21 protein-coding genes are annotated in these 20229 nt (G+C 64.8%); 13 read left to right on the top strand and 8 right to left on the bottom strand.

All coding sequences use genetic code 11. From position 1 onward, the window contains the following. Positions 1 to 46 precede the first annotated feature (46 nt). From Q0897_RS10990 to Q0897_RS10980, 3 genes are all read left to right on the top strand, one after another. Positions 47 to 535 (top strand): flavodoxin family protein, encoded by a 489-nt coding sequence (locus Q0897_RS10990; protein WP_299309604.1) that lies wholly within the window; start codon positions 47 to 49, stop codon positions 533 to 535. Between the two features lie 118 nt (positions 536 to 653). After that, positions 654 to 1310: a hypothetical protein gene (locus tag Q0897_RS10985; RefSeq protein WP_299309505.1), complete on the top strand. Its 657-nt coding sequence runs from the start codon at positions 654 to 656 to the stop codon at positions 1308 to 1310. A 177-nt stretch (positions 1311 to 1487) separates the two neighbouring features. Further along, on the top strand, positions 1488 to 1946 hold the full coding sequence (locus tag Q0897_RS10980; RefSeq protein ID WP_366519926.1) for an AHH domain-containing protein: 459 nt from the start codon (positions 1488 to 1490) through the stop codon (positions 1944 to 1946). Here the strand turns inward: Q0897_RS10980 and leuA are convergent. The 6 genes from leuA to miaA all read right to left on the bottom strand — a co-directional run bounded on the left by leuA (position 1943) and on the right by miaA (position 9229). After that, entirely contained in the window at positions 1943 to 3619 is a 1677-nt protein-coding gene (gene leuA / locus Q0897_RS10975; protein WP_299309503.1) for a 2-isopropylmalate synthase, read from the bottom strand. The two genes, Q0897_RS10980 and leuA, sit on opposite strands and share 4 nt — an antisense overlap. A gap of 336 nt (positions 3620 to 3955) precedes the next feature. Beyond that, on the bottom strand, positions 3956 to 4606 hold the full coding sequence (locus Q0897_RS10970) for a YceI family protein (protein ID WP_299309502.1): 651 nt from the start codon (positions 4604 to 4606) through the stop codon (positions 3956 to 3958). A gap of 149 nt (positions 4607 to 4755) precedes the next feature. Continuing rightward, complete coding sequence (gene ilvC, locus Q0897_RS10965; RefSeq protein WP_299309501.1) at positions 4756 to 5775, bottom strand: ketol-acid reductoisomerase; 1020 nt, start codon at positions 5773 to 5775, stop codon at positions 4756 to 4758. 71 nt (positions 5776 to 5846) lie between these two features. After that, complete coding sequence (gene ilvN / locus Q0897_RS10960; RefSeq protein WP_202084828.1) at positions 5847 to 6359, bottom strand: acetolactate synthase small subunit; 513 nt, start codon at positions 6357 to 6359, stop codon at positions 5847 to 5849. Continuing rightward, positions 6356 to 8116, bottom strand: coding sequence for a biosynthetic-type acetolactate synthase large subunit (gene ilvB / locus Q0897_RS10955; RefSeq protein WP_299309498.1), 1761 nt, complete (start codon positions 8114 to 8116; stop codon positions 6356 to 6358). The genes ilvN and ilvB overlap by 4 nt, the downstream gene beginning before the upstream one ends. Before the next feature lie 108 nt (positions 8117 to 8224). After that, positions 8225 to 9229 (bottom strand): tRNA (adenosine(37)-N6)-dimethylallyltransferase MiaA, encoded by a 1005-nt coding sequence (miaA, locus tag Q0897_RS10950; protein ID WP_299309497.1) that lies wholly within the window; start codon positions 9227 to 9229, stop codon positions 8225 to 8227. On the opposite strand from miaA, the gene serB reads away from it, so the two are divergent. Further along, positions 9222 to 10103, top strand: coding sequence for a phosphoserine phosphatase SerB (gene serB / locus Q0897_RS10945; protein WP_299309495.1), 882 nt, complete (start codon positions 9222 to 9224; stop codon positions 10101 to 10103). The two genes, miaA and serB, sit on opposite strands and share 8 nt — an antisense overlap. Here serB and purL read toward each other — a convergent pair. Then, complete coding sequence (gene purL, locus Q0897_RS10940; protein ID WP_299309494.1) at positions 10100 to 12271, bottom strand: phosphoribosylformylglycinamidine synthase subunit PurL; 2172 nt, start codon at positions 12269 to 12271, stop codon at positions 10100 to 10102. The two genes, serB and purL, sit on opposite strands and share 4 nt — an antisense overlap. Before the next feature lie 118 nt (positions 12272 to 12389). On the opposite strand from purL, the gene Q0897_RS10935 reads away from it, so the two are divergent. The 8 genes from Q0897_RS10935 to Q0897_RS10900 all read left to right on the top strand — a co-directional run bounded on the left by Q0897_RS10935 (position 12390) and on the right by Q0897_RS10900 (position 18776). After that, positions 12390 to 12644: an exodeoxyribonuclease VII small subunit gene (locus Q0897_RS10935; RefSeq protein WP_299309493.1), complete on the top strand. Its 255-nt coding sequence runs from the start codon at positions 12390 to 12392 to the stop codon at positions 12642 to 12644. 25 nt (positions 12645 to 12669) lie between these two features. Next, on the top strand, positions 12670 to 13569 hold the full coding sequence (locus tag Q0897_RS10930; RefSeq protein WP_299309491.1) for a polyprenyl synthetase family protein: 900 nt from the start codon (positions 12670 to 12672) through the stop codon (positions 13567 to 13569). Between the two features lie 26 nt (positions 13570 to 13595). After that, positions 13596 to 14111, top strand: a complete 516-nt coding sequence (coaD, locus tag Q0897_RS10925) for a pantetheine-phosphate adenylyltransferase (RefSeq protein WP_299309489.1) — start codon at positions 13596 to 13598, stop codon at positions 14109 to 14111. A gap of 115 nt (positions 14112 to 14226) precedes the next feature. Beyond that, entirely contained in the window at positions 14227 to 14961 is a 735-nt protein-coding gene (locus Q0897_RS10920; RefSeq protein ID WP_299309488.1) for a peptidylprolyl isomerase, read from the top strand. A gap of 73 nt (positions 14962 to 15034) precedes the next feature. Then, positions 15035 to 16063, top strand: a complete 1029-nt coding sequence (gene queA / locus Q0897_RS10915; RefSeq protein ID WP_299309487.1) for a tRNA preQ1(34) S-adenosylmethionine ribosyltransferase-isomerase QueA — start codon at positions 15035 to 15037, stop codon at positions 16061 to 16063. 36 nt (positions 16064 to 16099) lie between these two features. Then, positions 16100 to 17071 (top strand): ABC transporter ATP-binding protein, encoded by a 972-nt coding sequence (locus tag Q0897_RS10910; RefSeq protein ID WP_299309486.1) that lies wholly within the window; start codon positions 16100 to 16102, stop codon positions 17069 to 17071. Continuing rightward, positions 17068 to 17841, top strand: coding sequence for an ABC transporter permease (locus Q0897_RS10905; protein WP_299309484.1), 774 nt, complete (start codon positions 17068 to 17070; stop codon positions 17839 to 17841). The genes Q0897_RS10910 and Q0897_RS10905 overlap by 4 nt, the downstream gene beginning before the upstream one ends. Before the next feature lie 17 nt (positions 17842 to 17858). Further along, positions 17859 to 18776: a DUF481 domain-containing protein gene (locus Q0897_RS10900; RefSeq protein WP_299309483.1), complete on the top strand. Its 918-nt coding sequence runs from the start codon at positions 17859 to 17861 to the stop codon at positions 18774 to 18776. A 4-nt stretch (positions 18777 to 18780) separates the two neighbouring features. Here the strand turns inward: Q0897_RS10900 and Q0897_RS10895 are convergent, their stop codons facing one another. After that, positions 18781 to 19539, bottom strand: a complete 759-nt coding sequence (locus Q0897_RS10895) for a TSUP family transporter (RefSeq protein ID WP_299309482.1) — start codon at positions 19537 to 19539, stop codon at positions 18781 to 18783. Positions 19540 to 19614: 75 nt separating this feature from the next. Between Q0897_RS10895 and Q0897_RS10890 the strand changes: the two genes are divergently transcribed. Continuing rightward, entirely contained in the window at positions 19615 to 20226 is a 612-nt protein-coding gene (locus Q0897_RS10890; protein WP_299309480.1) for an alpha-ketoglutarate-dependent dioxygenase AlkB, read from the top strand. The last annotated feature ends 3 nt before the right edge of the window (positions 20227 to 20229 follow it).

The following is a 20229-nucleotide window of genomic DNA, read 5'->3' as shown; positions in this document are numbered from 1 at the left end:
TCGCGCGGGCGCCCTTTCGATGATCCAAGGTGATGCGCAGATGACCATGAACCCGGAAGCGCCATTGCTGATCGTCTGGCACAGCCGCACCGGCGCGGCCGAGGCGATGGCCGACGCCGCGTCGAAGGGCGCGGACGGCGATGCGCGGGTCGTGCGAGCGCGCGATGCGCAACCGGACGACGTGCTGAAAGCGAAGGCCTATCTTTTTGCGTGCCCGGAAAACCTCGCCACCATGTCGGGCATGATGAAGGAGTTCTTCGACAGGTGCTATTACCCCGTGCTCGGCCGGATCGAGGGGCGTGCCTATGCGACCGCGATTTCGGCGGGATCCGACGGGGAGGGCGCCACGCGGCAGATCGACCGGATCGCGGCGGGCTGGCGGCTGAAGCGTGTGGCCGACCCGCTTATCGTGAATTGCGATGCGCAGGATGCGGCGTCCATCCTCGCGCCCAAGACGATCGCCCCGGAACAGGTCGCGCGATGCGAAGAGCTCGGCGCCGCCATGGGCGAGGGGTTGCGGATGGGCATTTTCTGATCTGCGAAGAGGGGCGATTGCGCAAAATCTGAACCATTATGGACATGTATGTAAACTAATCTCGACCTGAGGGCGGGTATGTCGTTAGCGACGATAATTCGCAACAAAGGTTATAACCATGTCTGATCGGAAGGCGCGCTCGTCACCGGAGATTGAAACGATCAACGAAAACGGACTCATGATCTTCTTCGACCGAGACAGGACCGACATCTCTTCGCTGCCCCCGGCGGTGGCGGGCCTGTTGTCGCCCGTGTCCATCGGGCAGAGCGAATGCGTGCATCCGCGCTACCTCTTCGGGGTCGAGGGCGCGACCTTGGCGAATGCGGTCTGCTTCCTGCTGCGATCGGAGAATGAGGGATTGAACGGATTGCGCGACCAGGTCGCAGCGGCCTTGCGTATTTCCGAGACCGCGGGATGCCTCGCCGTGGGGTGGGCGAGGGCGCGCACGGCGATGGGCGTCGGCTATTTCCGCAGTGTCGCGCAAAGCTGGCTCGACGGGGGGGCGTTTCCGGCGCTCGGCCTGACGGCGCTCCACCTCGATGAAAACGGCGTCATGCAAAGCGTGGGGGTGCGCGCGCTCACCGGGTGGGAGGTTGCCGTGGCGCCCGCACCGGGCATGAGCCATGCGCAACAGGCAAAGGTGGCGACGCGTTTCATCGATCACATCATCCGCGAGGGACTCTCGGAGGATGAATCGGGGGTCGAAATCGATGGCATGGGAAAATTTCGCGTTCAGCCGAAGCGAGATTATAACATTGTTTACTTATTGCGATAATATCCGGTTAAGATAAGCCTTTGCGTATCGCAGAAGCAGGAGACTATCTTGGGATATGAGCAGTGGTCGCAGCCAGCTCCAGATTGCCGGAAGGGGATTTCATTTGGACGCGTCAATCGTCCATCCGACCCGGGGTTCAAACCCGGGTGGCAGAAACACCATCTGTTACCGCGGCAATTGTCGGCTATTTCTTCGCTCGCGCCGTTCTGGACGGCGATGCGCCGTCATGGCGTATCCTTCGACGATTTCCATTTCAACGGCGTCCTGCTCCCCGCGACCGAAACCATCGCGGCAAAGGAAAACCTGCCGCTCCACCGCGGTCCGCACCGCGAGTATAGCGATGCGGTCGGCGAGCGGGTAGGAGCCATCGAATCCTCCTGGGCGAGGGGGCAGTCGAGACCCGCTTTCGCCGATTGCGAGGCGGCGGGCCGGTTGCGGCTCCTTCAAAAAGCCTTGCGCCGGCGCCTGTCGCGCGAGGGGAACTCTCCGCTCACGCTGAACCGGCGCGATCCGGTTGGCCACGGGATCGATTTCGGCACGCTCGACGCCATGGCGGAGCAGCTGTGGAGCGTTACCGCATACGAGGATCCGGACCGCGGCATCGCGACCATCCCCGTATGCGGAAAGGTCGGCTAGGCCGAAACGGCGGAATTCCCGGCACTGAGGATCGCGCGCACGCTTGCGGTCGCGACATCCTCGTCAATGCCCACGCCCCAGATCGTTCGCCCGTCCTTTGTCATGCACTCGACATAGGCGGCCGCGCGGGCATCCGACCCCTTCGACAGGGCGTGCTCGCTGTAATCGAGCACTTCGAGCGTGACATCGAAGCTTTCGCGCAATGTCGCCACGACCGAGGATATGAGGCCGTTGCCCCGGCCCGAAACGCTGCGCTCCTTGCCCGCGACGGCGATGGTTCCGGCAAAGGTACGCGTGCCGTCCGCCGCGCGCGATTCCTCGTAATCGACAAGGTGGAAATGGCGCGGCCGCGACAGGTGATATTCGCTGCGGAACGCATCCCAGATATCCTGCGCGGTGACTTCCTGTTTCTTTTCGTCGGCAAGCCTTTGCACCGCTTTCGAAAAATGTGCCTGCATCCGCTTGGGCAGTTTGAGCCCGCGATCCTGTTCGAGCACCCAGGCAAAACCGCCCTTGCCGCTCTGCGAGTTGACGCGGATCACTGCCTCGTAATTGCGGCCCAGATCGGCGGGGTCGATCGGCAGGTACGGCACGCGCCAGGTTTCGTCGTTCTGTTGCTCGTGCGCCTCGAACCCTTTCTTGATCGCGTCCTGATGGCTGCCGGAAAAGGCGGTGAAGACGAGCTCCCCGCCATACGGGTGGCGTTGATGCACCGGGATCTGGTTGCAATATTCGACCGTCTCGATGACCGCATCGATGTCCGAAAAATCAAGGCCGGGATCGACGCCCTGCGTGTACATGTTGAGCGCCATCGTCACGAGACAGCAATTGCCCGTACGCTCGCCATTGCCAAACAGGCAGCCTTCGATCCGGTCCGCACCCGCCATCAGGCCGAGTTCCGCCGCCGCGACTCCGGTGCCGCGGTCGTTATGGGTGTGCAGGCTGACGACGACGCTGTCGCGGCGGGGTATGTTGCGGCAGAAATACTCGATCTGGTCGGCGTAGATGTTCGGCGTCGAAGCCTCCACCGTCGCGGGGAGGTTGAGGATGAGCGGCCGCTCCGGCGTCGGTTGCAGGACGTCCATGACCGCTTCGCAGCAGGCAATGCTGAAATCGAGTTCGGCGGTCGAGAACGTCTCGGGCGAATACTGGAAATGCCAGTCGGTATCGGGCCGCTTGGCCGCTTCGTCGCGCATGATCTTCGCGCCGGTGACGGCGATCTCGCGCACTTCGTCCTTCGTCATGCGGAACACGATGTCCCGCCACGCAGGCGACACGGCATTGTACAGGTGTACGATGGCGGCGCGCGCCCCGGCCAGGCTTTCGAAACTGGTGCGAATGAGATCCTCGCGCGACTGGGTCAGCACCTGAACCAGCACGTCGTCAGGGATGCGTCCATTCCGGACCAGACCCTGGATGAAGTCGAATTCGGTCGCGCCGGCGGCGGGAAAGCCGATCTCGATCTCCTTCAATCCGACGGACAGCAGCAAGTCGAAAAAGCGGTTCTTCTTCACGCTGTCCATCGGATCGATCAGCGACTGATTGCCGTCGCGCATATCGGTCGAAAGCCAGCGGGGCGGCTGTTCGATGACCGCGGAGGGCCAGGTCCGATCATGGAGCGCGACAGGCTGGAACCTGCGATATTTGGCCGAAGGGTCGGAAAGCATGGGCATGGGAAATCTCTACTGCGATGGCGCCGGATCGGTGGCGCCGGACTGCGGCGATGGTTCGTGTCGTTCCCCCGGGCGATTCACGCCGCCCGCGGGCAACGCGAATGTCACGCCCGAGGGCGCGTAAGTCGCAGGAGCAGGCCGATGGCCGCAAAGGTCCGGATGCCGTTCATCACCGCCCCCCTATGGGCACGCGGCACCGGATTGTCCAGACCGAAAACAGGATGGATCGTGGCGGCTGCACGCCATTTGTTGCGCGGCATCGGCGGCGCAGCGAAACAATCATGGCGTTGGGGCCGGCCCCTGTCTCACCGAGACAGGGGCCGGCGGGCAGCGGAGTTACTGTTTCTCGAACGCGGCCGAAATGTCGAGCACCACCTCATCGGAGACGACCGGCAGCGCATAATCGATCCCGAATTGCGAACGCAGGATCGTGGCGCGACCTTCGAAACCGATGGTTTCCGCCTTGCTCATCGGATTGGCGCCGGCGCCGGTGAATTCGGCTGCGATCACGACCGGATTGGTGTGGCCGTTCATGGTCAGATTGCCGGTGATCATCGCCTCGGTCGGGGTGTTGCCCATCGTGACCGAAGTGGAACGGAACACCGCCATGCCCGGATTGGGGCCGAAGAAATCGGGGTCGCCGCCGTCCTTCGCCGGGCGCAGGAGATGGTCGCGTAGCCCCTCGCTCACCACGGCGAGGCTGGTGATCGGAATGCTGATTTCGACCTCGGCGGCGGTGGGGTTGGCGGGATCGATCGCCAGCGTACCCTCCGCATCGCCGAACAGGCCGAAGTAATCGTTGAAGCCGAAATGGTTGACGGTCCAGCCGACGATGGTGTGCGCGGGATCGGTCACGTAGGTGCCGGCCGTGACCCGGCTGACGTCCGCGACGCCGGGGAGCTGCGGCTCTTCGTGATGATCGGCGATCGCGGGCAACGCGATCGCGGCGGTGAGCGCGGCAAGCGGGGCGAGATAGGCAAGGCGCATGATGTGAGGTTCCTTCGTGTGTTGCGTTGCGGCACGATGGCCGTGTTGAATGTCATTCGCAAGTCATCCGGCCCGAAACCCGAACGAATACCCCCGCACGGCGCGGGGCCGTACGGGGGTTTCGTTACCGTTCCGGTGGGGGAGGGGGATCAGTTCTTGTCCTTGTCCACCAGCTTGTTCGCGCCGATCCACGGCATCATTGCGCGCAGCTTTGCGCCGGTCTTTTCAATGGGATGTGCCTCGGCCCGCTTGCGCGAGGCTTTGAGCTCAGGCTGCCCGGCGCGGTTGTCGAGGACGAAGTTCTTCACGAAACGGCCCGACTGAATATCGTCGAGAACGCGCTTCATTTCCGCCTTCGTCTCGTCCGTGATGATGCGCGGGCCGGTGGTGATGTCGCCATATTCGGCGGTGTTGCTGATCGAATAGCGCATGTTGGCGATGCCGCCTTCGTAAAGGAGGTCGACGATCAGCTTCGTTTCGTGGAGGCATTCGAAATAGGCCATTTCGGGGGCATAGCCCGCCTCGACCAGCGTTTCGAAACCGGCTTGGATGAGATGGGTGATCCCGCCGCACAGCACGGCCTGCTCGCCGAACAGGTCGGTTTCGCATTCCTCGCGGAAATTGGTCTCGATAATGCCCGAACGGCCGCCGCCGACGCCGCTTGCATAGGCGAGCGCCACGTCATGCGCGTTGCCGGTCGCGTCCTGATGCACCGCGATGAGGCAAGGAACGCCGCCGCCGCGCTTGTATTCGCTGCGCACGGTGTGGCCGGGGCCCTTCGGCGCGATCATGATGACGTCGATGTCCTTGGGCGGTTCGATCAGGCCGAAATGCACGTTCAGCCCGTGGGCGAAGGCCAGCGCCGCACCCGCCTTCATGTGGCCGACGAGGTCGTCGTTCCAGATCGCGGCCTGATGCTCGTCCGGGGCGAGGATCATGACGATGTCCGCCCACGCGGCGGCCTCGGAATTGTTCATCACCTTGAAGCCGGCATCCTCGGCCTTCTTGCGCGTGGCGGACTCTTCGCGAAGGGCGATGGCGACATCCTTCACGCCCGAATCGCGCAGGTTCTGAGCATGGGCATGGCCCTGGCTGCCATAGCCGACGATCGCGATCTTCTTGTCCGCGATCAGGTTGGTGTCGCAATCGGCGTCGTAATAGACTTTCACTACTGGTTCCTTCTATTGTTGGTTCGCGTCGCGCCCGCAGGCGCCGTCGTTCGGGTGTTGTCGAAAAAGGGTCAGTCGATGCCGCGCATCATGCCGACGATGCCGGTGCGCCCCACCTCGACCAGGCCCAGCCCGCGCATCAATGCGACGAAGCTGTCGATCTTTTCCGGTGCGCCGGTAATCTCGAAGATGAAGCTCTCGGTCGTGGAATCGACGACCTTGGCACGGAACACATCGGCGAGGCGCAGCGCCTCGACCCGGTTGTCGCCCTTGCCCGCCACCTTCACGAGCGCAAGCTCGCGTTCGACATGCGGGCCAAGCTCGGTGAGGTCGTCGACCTTGTGCACGGGGATGAGCCGGCCCAGCTGCGCATGGATCTGGTCGATGACCTTGGGCGGGCCATGGGTCACGATGGTGATCCGGCTGATCTCGTGATCCTCGGAAATATCGGCCACGGTCAGGCTGTCGATATTATAGCCGCGCGCGGTGAAAAGCCCGGCGATCTTGGCGAGGATGCCGCTTTCATTGTCAACCGTGATGGCGAGAACGTGGCGTTCGGACGGACGGGTGTCGAGATCGGTCATACCGCGGCCCTCGCTTCTTCGGTGACTGCGGCGGGGGCTTCGTCCCCGTAGAGCAGCATGTCGGTGTGCGCCGCGCCCGAACGGAACATCGGCAGGCAATTGGCAAGCTTCGCGACGCGGCAATCGACGATGACCGGGCCGTCATGCGCGATCATGGCCTCGATCCCCGCGTCGAGTTCGGCCGGGTCGTCGATCAGGATCCCCTTCCAGCCGTAAGCCTCGGCGAGCTTCACGAAATCGGGCAGCGATTCCGAATAGCTGTTGGAATAGCGGCTTTCATAGGTCAGCTCCTGCCACTGCCGGACCATGCCCATGAATTCGTTGTTGAGCACGAACACCTTGACCGGGAGGCGATACTGGCTCGCCGTGCCCATCTCCTGAATGTTCATCTGGATCGACGCTTCGCCCGCAATGTCGATGACCAGCGCATCGGGATTGCCGATTTGCGCCCCGATGGCGGCGGGCAGGCCATAGCCCATCGTGCCGAGCCCGCCACTGGTCAGCCATTTGTTGGGCTCGAAGAAATGGAAATGCTGCGCGGCCCACATCTGATGCTGGCCGACCTCGGTGCTGATGATCGGGTCGCGGTGGCGGGTCAGCTCGAACAGACGCTCGATCGCGTGCTGCGGCATGATTTCGCTGTCCGACTTGGGATATTCCAGCGAATGACGCGCCCGCCACCCCTCGATCCGGGCATACCACTCGGACAGATCCTGCGGCGTCTTGCCGGTATTGCGCCACTGGTCGATGATCTGTTGCAGGACGCGCGCGCAATCGCCCACGATGGCGAGGTCGACCTCCACCGTCTTGTTGATCGAGGACCGGTCGATGTCGATGTGGATCTTTGTCGCATCGGGTGCGAAATCGTCGATCTTGCCCGTCACGCGGTCGTCGAAACGCGCGCCGACGCACAGGATGAGATCGGCGCGGTTCATCGTCATGTTCGCTTCATACGTGCCATGCATGCCCAGCATGCCGAGCCAGGCCGGATGCTGCGCCGGGAAACTGCCCAGGCCCATCAGCGTGGAGGTGACGGGCGCGCCGCTCATCTCCTGCAATTCGCGCAGGAGCCGCGATGCCTCCGGCCCCGAATTGATGACCCCGCCGCCGGTGTAGAGCACGGGCGCGCGCGCGCCGGACAACAGCTCGACCGCGCGGGCGATCGCGTCGTCGGCCCCGAGCGAGGCCGGCACGTAGCGGCGATGGGCTTCGCGCGTCTTGGGTTCGGACCGGGTGGCGGGCTGTTCGGCGACCTGCACGTCCTTGGGAATGTCGATCACGACGGGGCCGGGGCGGCCCGTGGTCGCGATCTGGAACGCTTCCTCCACCGTGGCGGCGAGATCGGCCGGATCCTTCACCAGATAGTTATGCTTGGTGCAATGGCGCGTGATGCCGACGGTATCGGCTTCCTGAAACGCGTCTGTGCCGATCATCGCGGTCGCGACCTGTCCCGACAGGACGACCATGGGGATCGAATCCATGAACGCGTCCGCAATGCCCGTCACCGCATTGGTCGCGCCGGGGCCGGAGGTGACGAGCACGACGCCGGGTTTCCCGGTGGAACGCGCGTAACCCTCCGCCGCATGGGCGGCGCCGGCCTCGTGCCGGACGAGGACGTGGCGGATGCGGGAATCGTTGAACAATGCGTCATAGATGGGAAGCACCGCGCCGCCGGGATAGCCGAATACCACTTCGACACCCTGCGCGACGAGGCTGTCCATCAATGTTTCGGCGCCGGTGCGGCTGGTCACGTGCATTCTCCATCACTCGAACAAATTCGTCTGCCTAAAACAGCAGGCCCGGACGCATATCGTCCGGGCCCGTGTGAAAGCATTCGATGGGCGGCTGCTAAGTGAAATGTAATGTCATGTCAATCCTAAGCTACGCAACATTATTGCAAAATTAGCATCCGCCGTGTTCGATTCCCATGCGAGCCTCTGCCAATCGGCGGGGGGTTGGTGACGGAACCAGGTGAATTGCCGCTTGGCATAGCGGCGAGTCGCCTGCGCGCCGGCCGCAATCGCTTCCTCGCGCGTGCAGGTTCCGCGCAGCCATGCGGATATTTCCGGGACGCCGATGGCCCGCATGACCGGAAGCGCAGGATCCAGCCTGCGCGACAATAGAGCCTCGACCTCGGCGACGGCGCCATGCTCCATCATCGTTGCAAACCGGCGGTCGCATCGTTCAAACAGTTCCTCCCGCTCGGGAAGGAGGATGAACGCCGCAAGCGCAACCCCGTCGCCGATGCCGCCCGCCTTGGCCGCCTGCCATTGCCGCAGTGGAACCCCGGTGGACCGCACGACCTCCAGCGCGCGGGCGACCCGAGTCGTATCGGCGGGGGCGAGGCGGGCGGCGGCCTCCGCATCCTCATGGACGAGAGCGGCATGGGCCTCGTCCACGCGGAGGGCGCGCACGGCCGCGCGGATCGCGGGATCAATGGCCGGAACGGGCGCAATGCCGTCGATCAGGCTGCGCAGATAAAGCCCGGTCCCGCCGACAAGGATGGGCAGGGCGCCGGCCCGATGCGCCTCGGCGATTTCACGGCGCGCCGCATCGGCCCAATCCGCGGCGGAGCATGGCGCCGCGCCATCCCACGCGCCGAACAGCCGGTGTTCGATCCCGCCCATTTCCGCAACCGACGGCCGGGCGGACAGTACGCGCAGATCGGCATAGACCTGAGCGCTGTCGGCATTGATGATGACGGCCCGCGTGCCCGAACGCTCGGCGGCCTGCGCGAGTGCGACGGCGCAATCGCTCTTGCCGCTGGCCGTCGGTCCTGCGATGAGCGCGAGCGGCGGCTTGCCATCCTGCGGCGCGCCAACCGGATGGCCGGCGCCACCATCATCTGCGGAGTTCGAAGCCTTGCTCATTGCCCGATTGATAGCAGACAGCGCGAAACTGGAAACCGGCCTCGACACCGCGGGGGCGAAACTCGCCGAACGCGGCTGGACGATAGCGGGCGCGCAGATGATGGATTTTTGCGGCGACGTTCTCCAGATTTCCCTGCCCGAGGGTGAGCCATCGGCGGTCGCGGCCATTCTGGATCAGGCATTCGGCCCGTGCGATCTGTTGATGTCGGACCGCCCGATCGAGGTGCCGCACCTGCTGATCTCCGACATGGATTCCACCATGATCGGACAGGAATGCATCGACGAACTCGCCGATTTTGCCGGGCTGAAGGACGAGATTTCCGCCATTACCGAGCGGGCCATGCGCGGCGAACTCGATTTCGAGGCGGCGCTGACCGAGCGGGTCGGGCTGCTGGCGGGATTGGCGGAGGATACCATCGCGCAATGCCTGGCCGAGCGGATCGAGCCGGTGCGCGGCGCGCGCAAGCTGGTGCAGACGCTGCGTTCGCGCGGTGCCCATACCGTGTTGGTGACCGGCGGTTTCCACAGTTTCGCCGACCCGGTGGCGGACATGATCGGCTTTGAACGGGTGGTCGGCAACCGGCTCGGCATCGCGGACGGGCGGCTGACGGGAAAGCTTGCCTCCGCTATCGTGGATTCGGGCGTGAAGGCGCGGACCCTGCGTGAGGAGATGGACCGGCTGGGCGATAATGCGCGCAGCCTCGCCATGGGGGATGGCGCGAACGACATTCCCATGCTGCAGGCTGCCGATTACGGCATCGCCTATCGCGCGAAGCCCAAGGCGCGGGAGGCGGCCAATGGCTGGATCGAGCGCGGCGATCTTACCGCCGTGCTCGAACTGTTCGACATTCCCAAGGCGGAGTGGGTCGACTAACCCGCCATCCATTCGCGGAAAAAGCTGTCATGTGCATCGCGCAGCGCGGCGAGTGAAACGCCCGCAACCGCGTCGCCGCCCACCGTCCCGATGCGCACCGCATCCGGCAAGGTCGCATCGGCCGCGGTCGTGACGACATAGCGGCCCTGATCCTCGGCAAAGGCGCGCGCGGCGTCGAGCGGGGCATCGAGCGTGCAGCCCATGCCGCCCGCCATCGCCATTTCGGCCAGCGCGACAAGCAATCCGCCATCGCTTACGTCATGGACGGCGCCGGCCGTGCCATTGGCGATGGCCTCGCGCACCATGGCGCCATTGCGCGCCTCCTCGGCAAGGTCGACGCGCGGCGCATCGCCCGCCGTCCGCCCGTGCATTTCGCGCAGCCACACCGACTGGCCAAGGTCGGTGCCTTCGCCGCCGACAAGCCAGATGGCATCGCCTTCGTTGGCAAACGCGATGGTCGCCATGATCGAAAGATCGTCGAGCAGGCCAACCCCGCCAATCGCCGGCGTGGGCAGGATCGCGCTGCCGCCGCCGGTCGCCTTGCTCTCGTTATAAAGGCTGACATTGCCGGACACGATCGGGAAATCGAGCGCGCGACACGCATCGCCCATGCCGTTCAGACAGCCGACGAATTGCGCCATGATCTCGGGGCGCTGCGGATTGCCGAAATTGAGGCAATTGGTCACCGCGAGCGGCCGCGCACCGACCGCGCACAGATTGCGATAGGCCTCGGCAATGGCCTGCTTGCCGCCTTCGTACGGATCGGCATAGCAATAGCGCGGGGTGCAATCGGTCGTCATGGCGAGCGCCTTGTCCGTGCCGTGGACGCGCACCACCGCCGCATCGCCGCCCGATTTCTGCATCGTGTCGGCGCCGACCTGCGAATCGTATTGCTCCCAGATCCACCGGCGCGAGGCGAGGGCGGGCGTCCCCATCAGGCGCAGCAGGTCGGCGCCCACGTCGCTTTCGGGTATATCGCCGAGCGGGGCCACGCCGGCCCATCCCTTGTATTCCGCGTCAGACATGAAGGGGCGTTCATATTCGGGCGCATCGTCGGCGAGCGGGCCGAGCGGAATGTCGCATACCGTTTCCCCGCCGAAGGTCAGCTCCATCCGCTGCGTATCGGTGACTTCGCCGATGACCGCGAAATCGAGCTCCCACTTGCGGAAGATCGCCTCGGCCTGCGCCTCGCGTCCGGGTTTGAGGACCATGAGCATGCGCTCCTGGCTTTCGGACAGCATCATTTCATAGGGCGTCATGCCGTCCTCGCGGCAGGGCACGGCATCCATGTCGAGCCGTATGCCGGTCTTGCCATTGGTGGCCATCTCGACGCTGCTGCTGGTGAGGCCGGCGGCGCCCATGTCCTGAATCGCGACGATGGCGTCCGTCGCCATGAGCTCCAGGCACGCCTCGATCAGCAGCTTTTCCACGAAGGGATCGCCAACCTGCACGGTGGGGCGCTTTTCCTCGATGTCGTCGCCGAAATCCGCGCTGGCCATGGTGGCGCCGTGGATGCCGTCGCGCCCGGTCTTCGACCCGACATAGACGATGGGATTGCCCACGCCCGTCGCGGCGGAGTAGAATATCCGGTCCGCATCGGCGACGCCCACCGTCATCGCATTGACGAGGATATTGCCGTCATAGGCCGGGTCGAAATTCGTCTCCCCGCCCACGGTCGGCACGCCCACGCAATTGCCGTATCCACCGATGCCGGCCACGACGCCCTGCACCAGATGCTTCATTTTCGGGTGGTCGGGCCGGCCGAAACGCAGCGCGTTCATGTTGGCGACCGGGCGCGCGCCCATGGTGAACACGTCGCGCAGGATCCCGCCCACACCCGTCGCCGCGCCCTGATACGGCTCGATATAGCTGGGGTGGTTGTGGCTCTCCATCTTGAAGATCGCGGCCAGCTTCGTCCCGTCCGGTCCGTCGCCGATTTCGATGACGCCGGCATTCTCACCCGGACCGCAGATGACCCAGTCAGCTTCGGTCGGAAGCTTCTTCAGGTGGAAGCGGCTGCTTTTGTAACTGCAATGTTCCGACCACATGACCGAGAATATGCCCAGCTCGACAAGATTGGGCTCACGGCCCAGGGCGCCGAGCACGCGCTCGTATTCTTCGGGGGAAAGGCCATGGGCCTCGACGACGTCGGAAGTGATTTCAGCCATGCGCCGCGCCTTAGCCACGCCGCGCGCCGACTGCCAGCATTTTTGCCGCAGCCATGGCGGAGCGTTCCTCCATCCGCAGGCTTGACCGTGACGCCGCGCCCCGCCAAAGCTGCGCGCCATGGACGAGGGCAACCACGATATCGCCGCGCTGAGCTACGAGCAGGCGCTGAAGCAGCTTGAGGATACGGTCCGCAAGCTGGAAAGCGGGGACGCCGGGCTCGACGAATCGATTGCGCTTTACGGACGCGGCGAAAAATTGCGCAAGCATTGCCAGTCGCGGCTCGACGCGGCGCAGGCCCGGATCGAGGCGATCGTCGCCGATGCCGAGGGAAAGCCGACCGCGACCCGCCCCTTTGACGAGGCGCAGGGTTGACCATGGCGATGACGGGCCGGCCCGCGTGACGGACATCAGCAACAGCCTTTCGGGCGCGCTGACCCGTATCGCGGGCGAGGTCGACGCCTGTTTCGATGCGATGCTGCCGGTGCCGGACGATGCGCGCAAACGGCTGATCGAGGCGATGCGCTATGCCGCGATCGGCGGGGGCAAGCGGGTGCGTCCGCTGCTCTGCGTCGCCGTGGCGGAAATGTTCGGCGTGTCGCGCGATGTGGCCGTCCGGGTCGGCTGCGCGATCGAGGCGATCCACGCCTATTCGCTGGTGCATGACGACCTGCCGTGCATGGACGACGACGATCTGCGCCATGGCAAGCCGACGGCCCATCGCGCCTTCGACGTGGGCACGGCTGTGCTCGCGGGCGATTCGCTGCATGCTCTGGCGTTCGAGATTCTGGGCGCGCCCGATATCGTCACCGACCCGGTCCTGCGCGCCGAACTCGTGATGACGCTGGCGGGGGCGAGTGGGTCGGCAGGCATGGCCGGCGGGCAGATGATGGATATCGTCGCCGAAGAGCAGAGCTTCGACTTGCCGACGGTCACGCGCCTGCAACAGCTCAAGACGGGGGCATTGCTCGGCGCGTCTGTGGAAATGGGCGCGATCCTAGGCCGGGTGCCGGTGGATGCGCGCACCCCGCTCAGGCTTTATGCGCACGACATCGGCCTTGCGTTTCAGATTGCGGACGACCTGCTCGACCACGAAGGGGACGAGGCGCTCGCCGGAAAGGCGCTGCGCAAGGATGCGAAGGCGGGCAAGGCGACTTTTGTTTCGCTGCTCGGCCCCGAACGCGCGCGCGAGCAGGCGCAGGCCCTGATCACGCAGGCGATCGGCCATCTCGCCGTCTATGACCACGAGGCGGATCTTCTGCGCGCACTGGCGCAATTCGTCATCGAACGAAAAAAATAACGTCGGAAGGGGGGGGAGCCGAAGCGATGAGTGAACCAAGAATTGGGGTCTACCCCGGCACGTTCGACCCGATCACGCGCGGCCATTGCGACATCATCCGCCGCGGGGCAAAGCTTGTCGACAGGTTGATCATCGGGGTCACCACCAACCCGTCGAAAAACCCCATGTTCAGCCCGGACGAGCGGATCGCCATGGTGGAAAGCGAGATCGCGGCCATGGAAATCGACAATGTGAGCGTGGTCGGCTTCAACGCGCTGCTGATGAAATTTGCCGAGGCGGAGGGCGCGAGCCTCATCGTGCGCGGCCTGCGCGCCGTCGCGGATTTCGAGTACGAATATCAGATGGCCGGCATGAATCAGCAGCTCAATGACAATATCGAGACGATCTTCCTCATGGCGGACGTCGGCCTTCAACCGATCGCGTCGAAGCTGGTCAAGGAAATCGCCTGGTTCGGCGGCGATATCACCCCTTTCGTGAGCGATCACGTGCGCGGCGAAGTCGTGGCCCGCGTCGCGCGCGACGGGCAGAAGGGCGATTACTGACGCAGCAGGCCGGCGATAGGCGCCTGCGATCGCGCGCGCGATATTCATTGTATCGTCAGCATCGCGCCTCTACCCGCAAGCCTTCCCTATGCGTCGATACAGGAACGACACTGCAATGAAATTTCGCATGCTGACCGGTCTGGCCATGGCCACGTCCCTGTTCGCGGCCACCTCGGCCACGGCGCAGGATACAGTGCCGCAGGACGCGCCCGCGCAGGCTGCGCCGGCATCGCGCGCCGACCGGCCCGCCATCGCGCCGGCGATCGGCCCCACCTATTTCCAGATCGAGACCGATGCGAGCGTCGATCCCGACAATGTCCTGCTGCTCGACCTGTCGAATGGCGGGCGGGTGACGATCCGGCTGAAACCCGAATGGGCGCCGACGCATGTCGAGCGGATCAAGACGCTGACCCGCGAAGGGTTTTACGACGGCGTCACGTTTCACCGCGTGATCGACGGTTTCATGGCACAGACCGGCGACCCGACGGGCACCGGCAATGGCGGTTCCTCGCTCCCCGATCTGAAGTCCGAATTCAATCGCGTGCCCCATTTGCGCGGGACGGTGTCGATGGCACGGACGCAGGATCCCGATTCGGCCAATAGCCAGTTCTTCATCGTGTTCTACCCGCGCATGGCGCTCGACCGGGATTATACCAATTTCGGGCGGGTGATCGGCGGCATGGAATATGCCGACGCGATCAATCGCGGCGAACCGCCCGCCAACCCGACGCGCATCGTGCAGGCCTCGCTCGGCAGCGAGAACGCACCGCGTCCGGCGGTCAACACCGCGCCGACGAGCGACGTGACCGCCGACATGCTGAACGCGCCGGTGGAGGACGCAGGCGAGTAACCGCCGGCGCCATCGCGCGGTTTGCAGAATCCTGCGCTTTGCAAATGCGGCGCGCCCGGCCTAAGGGCGCGCCATGCGTGTCGACCTTTTCGATTTCGAACTTCCGCCCGAAAACATAGCGCTGCGTCCGGCGCGGCCGCGCGATGCCGCGCGCATGCTCGTCGCAGAGGGAGCGGTCGGCATTCGCGATGCCGGCGTCCGCGACCTGCCGCATGTGCTGCGGCGCGGGGACGTGCTGGTGTTCAACGATACGCGCGTCATTCCCGCCCGGCTCGAAGGCTATCGCGGCGAGGCGCGGATCGGTGCCACGCTGCACAAGCGGGTGGACCTGCGCCGGTGGCAGGCCTTCGTCAAGAATGCGAAGCGCTTGCGCGAGGGGGACGAGATCCGCTTTCCCGCCGAGGTGACCGCGACCGCCGAAACCCGCCACGACGATGGCAGCTGGACGCTGTATTTCGCGGGCGAGGAGCCGGTCGAGGTACTGCTCGAACGTGCAGGGACCATGCCCTTGCCCCCCTATATCGCGGGCAAGCGCGGCACGGATGCGCAGGACCGCGAGGATTACCAGACCATGTTCGCGCAGAAGGACGGCGCCGTTGCCGCGCCGACCGCCGCGCTTCATTTCACGCCGGAGCTGATCGGCGCGCTCGACGACGCCGGGATTGGCCGCGAAACGCTCACCCTGCACGTGGGGGCGGGGACGTTTCTTCCGGTCAAGGCGGACGACACCGCCGACCACGCGATGCATTCGGAATGGGGCCGGATCGATGCGCCGACCGCGGACCGGTTGAATGCCGTGCGCGCGGCCGGCGGACGGGTGATTTCGGTGGGCACGACCTCGCTGCGCGTGCTGGAAAGTGCGAGCGGTGAGGACGGCATCATCCGCCCGTTCGAGGGGGATACCGATATTTTCATCACGCCCGGCTATCGGTTCCGCAGCGTCGACGGGCTGATGACGAACTTCCATTTGCCCAAGTCGACGCTCTTCATGCTGGTCAGCGCCTTGATGGGTCTTGACCGGATGCAGGCGATCTACGCCCATGCCATTGCGGAGCGTTACCGGTTCTACAGCTATGGCGACGCCTCGCTTCTCATTCCCTGACTTGTAATGCGCAGGCCGCGGCCCCACTAAGCGGACGTGACTGATATTCTCGAAATTCGCGGGCTGACGAAGCAATATGCGGGGCGCGGCGGCGCGCCTGCGGTAAAGGCTCTGGACAATGCCGACCTGACCATACGCCGGGGCGAGATTTTCGCGCTGCTCGGCCCCAATGGCGCGGGGAAGACTACGCTGATCGGGGCGGTGTGCGGGATGGTGCGGCCGACCTCCGGGCAAATCGTCGCATTCGGCCACGACATGGCCGACGATTGGCGCCGTGCGCGGGCGAAGATCGGGCTGGTGCCGCAGGAGCTGGGCTTCGACATGTTCGAGACCGTGGGCCGGTCCATCGCCTATTCCCGCGGGCTTTTCGGGGCGCCGGCGGACCCGGCGCGGATCGAATCGGTGCTGCGCTCGCTTCAGTTGTGGGACAAGCGGGAGGCGCAGATCCGCACGCTTTCGGGCGGGATGAAGCGGCGCGTGCTCATCGCAAAGGCGCTGTCGCACGATCCGGACCTCCTGTTCCTCGACGAACCGACCGCGGGCGTCGATGTGGAGCTGCGTCGCGACATGTGGCGGCTCATCGCGCAATTGCGGGACAATGGCACGACCATCATCCTCACCACTCATTATATCGAGGAGGCCGAGGAAATGGCCGACCGGGTCGGCGTGATCGACAAGGGGCGCATCCTGCTCGTCGATGAAAAGGACGCGATGATGGCCCGGCTCGGCCGGACCGAGGCGCGCTTTACCCTCGCCGAACCGATGGGCGATGTTCCGCAAGCGCTGGACCGTTTTCCCGTGACGCTGGCGGATGAAGGCCGCGTGCTGTGCTATCGCGGCGGCGACGGATCGGGTAAGGGCAAGCAGGAGGTCGCCGAACTCGCCCGCACGCTCACCATCGAGGGGATCGTGTTCACCGCGCTCGATCAGAAGGAATCGAGCCTGGAGGATATTTTCGTCGATCTCGTTCAAAATGAAGAGGGTATTTCCGGGGGGCAGGGCGCATGAACGCCGTTTTCAACGCGCGCGGCGCATTCGCCATCTATCGCAATGAATTGTATCGGGCGTGGCGGGCCGTGTTCGGCACCATCGTGTCGCCGGTCATCACCACCTGCCTTTACTTCGTGGTGTTCGGCGCGGCGATCGGCGGGCGCATGAACAATGTCGGCGGGGTGGATTACGGCGCCTTCATCGTACCGGGCCTGCTCCTGCTCACGCTTTTGTCCGAAAGCACGTCGAACGCCAGTTTCGGCATCTACATGCCGCGCTTTACCGGCTCGATTTACGAGCTGCTGTCGGCGCCGGTGGGGGTGGGCGAAACGCTCATCGGCTTTATCGGGGCGGCGGTGACGAAATCGCTCATCCTCGCGGCGATCATCCTCGCGACCGCGACGATCTTCGTCGATTACCGGATCGAGCATCCGTTGCTCGCCTTCGGCTTCATCATATTGGTGGCCTGCGCCTTTTCGCTGTTCGGGTTCATCCTGGGCCTGTGGGCCGAAGGGTTCGAGAAATTGCAGATGATCCCGTTGCTCGTGCTCACGCCGCTGACCTTCCTGGGCGGTACGTTCTATTCGATCGACATGCTGGCGGCGCCGTGGCGCACCATCGCGCTGTTCAATCCGATCGTCTATCTGGTGAGCGGGCTGCGCTGGACCTTTTACGGGGAGGCGGATGTCAGCATCGGCGTCGCGGCGGGGCTGACCTTCGCGTTCCTGGCGCTGTGCATCGCGATCATCGCATGGATCTTCAAGACCGGTTGGCGCCTGCGCGACTGATTGGTAAGCGCGCTGGCATGAAGACCGCTGCCGCTCCGCTCATCCTCGCAACCGCCGTCCTGCCCGCACCGGCCCATGCCGCGTTGCCCGACGGGGTGCGCGCCATGGTGGAGGCGGCCATCGCCACCGGGGACCTTGCCAAGGTGGAAACGGTGGTCGAACTCGCGCGGCAGACGCACCCGGCCGACACGCGCGAGATCAACACGCTGTATCAAGAGTTTCAGGATCGCCGCCGCACGCGCCTCGCCGAAGAGCAGCAGCGCAAGGAAAAGGCGATTCGCAACGCCCATCTCTTCGACTACTGGAAGGGGAAGGGCGAGGTCGGTGCGTTCCGCTCCACCGGGAACACGCGCAACACGGGCTTTACCGGGGCGCTGTCGCTCGAACGCGTGGGCATCGACTGGCAACACCGCGTCGCCGCCCGCGTCGATTATCAGCGCAGTTCGGGCAATACGACGCGCGAACAATATCGCGCATCCTATGAACCCAATTACAATTTTTCGGAAAAAGGCTTCGTCTTCGGGCTGTTTCAGTACGAACGCGACAGGTTTCAGGGATTTACCTCCCGCTATTCCGCGTCCGGCGGGGTCGGGTATCGCGTGTTTGAACGCGATGGGCTGCAATTGTCGGTGAAGGGCGGGCCGGCGCTGCGTTCGGCGACGCTCGTGCCCGAGGGGCGCGAACGTTTCATCGCGGCGCTGGGTGCGATGGATCTCGACTGGCAGGTGACGAAGGTCATCGGCGTCACGCAGGAGGCCAACATGTTCCTGCGCGCCGGCAATAGCAGCTTCAACGCGCTGAGTGGGGTGGAGGCAGGGATCGGCGACGGGCTGAAGGCGCGGCTGTCCTATTCGCTGCAACACGAAACGGGGCCGCCCGATGGCGCGCTCAAGACCGACACGCTTTCGCGCTTCACGCTGATCTACGATTTTTGAGCGGTCAGCCCGCGAACCAGTCCCATAGGAGCCGCGCCGTCAGCGCAATGCTGATGATGACGAGCAACGGCCGGATCAGCTTCGCGCCGTGCTTGACCGCAAAGCGCGAACCGATCCACGAGCCGGTCATCGAGCCCACCGCCATGCTCAACCCCACGGCCCAGATGATCTTGCCCCCGAACGCGAAGAGCAGCACGCTGGCCAGATTGGTCATCATGTTGAACAGCTTCGCATTGGCCGTCGCCCGCGTCAGCCCTTCACCGCGCAGTCCGACCTGCGATGCGGCAAAGAAGCTTCCCGTTCCCGGCCCGAAGAACCCATCGTAGAACCCGATCCCCGCCGACACCGGCGCATATCCCCGCCGCGACAGGCGCTCCTGCGAGGGAACGTCGTCCATGCGCGGCGAAAGCAGCACGTAAAGCGCGACCGCCATCAGGAACAGCGGCACGATAAGTTGCAACACGGCCGGCGAAATCCGCTGCACCATGAAAGCACCCAGCGCCGCGCCCGCAAACGCCAGCAGCGCCAGCCATTTCTCGTTCCGCCAGTCGACGAGTCCGGCCTTCATATAATTGCGAAAGGCCATGGTGGTGGCAAAGATCGACTGCGTCTTGTTCGTGCCGAGCGCGAGTTGCGGCGGCAGGCCCGCGAACAGGAGCGCGGGCACGGTAATGAGCCCGCCGCCGCCCGCGATCGAATCGATAAAGCCGGTGAGCACCGCAACAAGGGCGAGGGCCGCGATGACCCAGAGTTCGAGTTCCATGCCCTTCGCCTTAGCGCAATCGTGCCGCGTGTGAACCCATTGTGCAGGGCACGGGGCGCAACCATATCGCGCGGAATGCCCGTTCAGCCCGACCTTTTCGCCGCCGATACCCCGCCCGCCGCGCCGCCCGGCCTGACCCTCGCAGAACCGGCGATCGACGCGGATTGGGAACGCCGGTTGGCGCAGCATATCGACGACAGCGGCCTGGAACCCTTTCGCTTTCAGCAATGGACAGGAAAGCGGCTGACCCGCTCGTTCGGGTGGCATTACGATTTCACCGGCGGCGGCTTGCGGCGCGGCGACGCGATGCCGGACTGGCTGCTGCGGTTGCGCGGCACGGTGGCCGCGTCGTTCGGCGAGGAACCCGGCGCATTCGAGCAGGCGCTCGTCATCCGCTACGATCCGGGCGCGGGGATCGGATGGCATCGCGACCGGCCGCAATTCGGGCGGGTGATCGGGCTTTCGCTTGGCGCGGCGGCGGAGATGCGGCTGCGTCTGCGGCGCCGCGATGGCGGATTCGAAAGGTTCAGCGTGCCGCTCGATCCGCGTGCGGCCTACCGGCTCGATGGAGAGGCGCGGCGCGATTGGGAGCATTCGATCCTCCCCATGGAGGAGACCCGCTGGTCCGTGACGTTCCGTTCGCTGGCGGACGATGCCGGGCGTGACGGGGCGTTTCAACGCGGCTAAGGA

Source organism: uncultured Croceicoccus sp. (genome assembly GCF_947496385.1).
Lineage (GTDB): Bacteria > Pseudomonadota > Alphaproteobacteria > Sphingomonadales > Sphingomonadaceae > Croceicoccus.
Note: the sequence above shows the minus strand (reverse complement) of the source record. Positions and strands in the feature narration are given on the sequence as shown.

Excerpts from the sequence above, each read along its gene's own strand:
- ilvN (WP_202084828.1), bottom strand. The coding sequence starts at position 6,359 with ATGACCGATCTCGACACCCGTCCGTCCGAACGCCACGTTCTCGCCATC.
- Q0897_RS10890 (WP_299309480.1), top strand. The coding sequence starts at position 19,615 with ATGCCCGTTCAGCCCGACCTTTTCGCCGCCGATACCCCGCCCGCCGCG.
- purL (WP_299309494.1), bottom strand. The coding sequence starts at position 12,271 with ATGGCTGAAATCACTTCCGACGTCGTCGAGGCCCATGGCCTTTCCCCC.
- leuA (WP_299309503.1), bottom strand. The coding sequence starts at position 3,619 with ATGCCCATGCTTTCCGACCCTTCGGCCAAATATCGCAGGTTCCAGCCT.
- Q0897_RS10905 (WP_299309484.1), top strand. The coding sequence starts at position 17,068 with ATGAACGCCGTTTTCAACGCGCGCGGCGCATTCGCCATCTATCGCAAT.
- Q0897_RS10935 (WP_299309493.1), top strand. The coding sequence starts at position 12,390 with ATGGACGAGGGCAACCACGATATCGCCGCGCTGAGCTACGAGCAGGCG.
- queA (WP_299309487.1), top strand. The coding sequence starts at position 15,035 with ATGCGTGTCGACCTTTTCGATTTCGAACTTCCGCCCGAAAACATAGCG.
- ilvB (WP_299309498.1), bottom strand. The coding sequence starts at position 8,116 with ATGCACGTGACCAGCCGCACCGGCGCCGAAACATTGATGGACAGCCTC.
- coaD (WP_299309489.1), top strand. The coding sequence starts at position 13,596 with ATGAGTGAACCAAGAATTGGGGTCTACCCCGGCACGTTCGACCCGATC.
- Q0897_RS10985 (WP_299309505.1), top strand. The coding sequence starts at position 654 with ATGTCTGATCGGAAGGCGCGCTCGTCACCGGAGATTGAAACGATCAAC.
- Q0897_RS10970 (WP_299309502.1), bottom strand. The coding sequence starts at position 4,606 with ATGCGCCTTGCCTATCTCGCCCCGCTTGCCGCGCTCACCGCCGCGATC.
- Q0897_RS10900 (WP_299309483.1), top strand. The coding sequence starts at position 17,859 with ATGAAGACCGCTGCCGCTCCGCTCATCCTCGCAACCGCCGTCCTGCCC.
- Q0897_RS10990 (WP_299309604.1), top strand. The coding sequence starts at position 47 with ATGAACCCGGAAGCGCCATTGCTGATCGTCTGGCACAGCCGCACCGGC.
- Q0897_RS10920 (WP_299309488.1), top strand. The coding sequence starts at position 14,227 with ATGAAATTTCGCATGCTGACCGGTCTGGCCATGGCCACGTCCCTGTTC.
- miaA (WP_299309497.1), bottom strand. The coding sequence starts at position 9,229 with ATGAGCAAGGCTTCGAACTCCGCAGATGATGGTGGCGCCGGCCATCCG.
- Q0897_RS10895 (WP_299309482.1), bottom strand. The coding sequence starts at position 19,539 with ATGGAACTCGAACTCTGGGTCATCGCGGCCCTCGCCCTTGTTGCGGTG.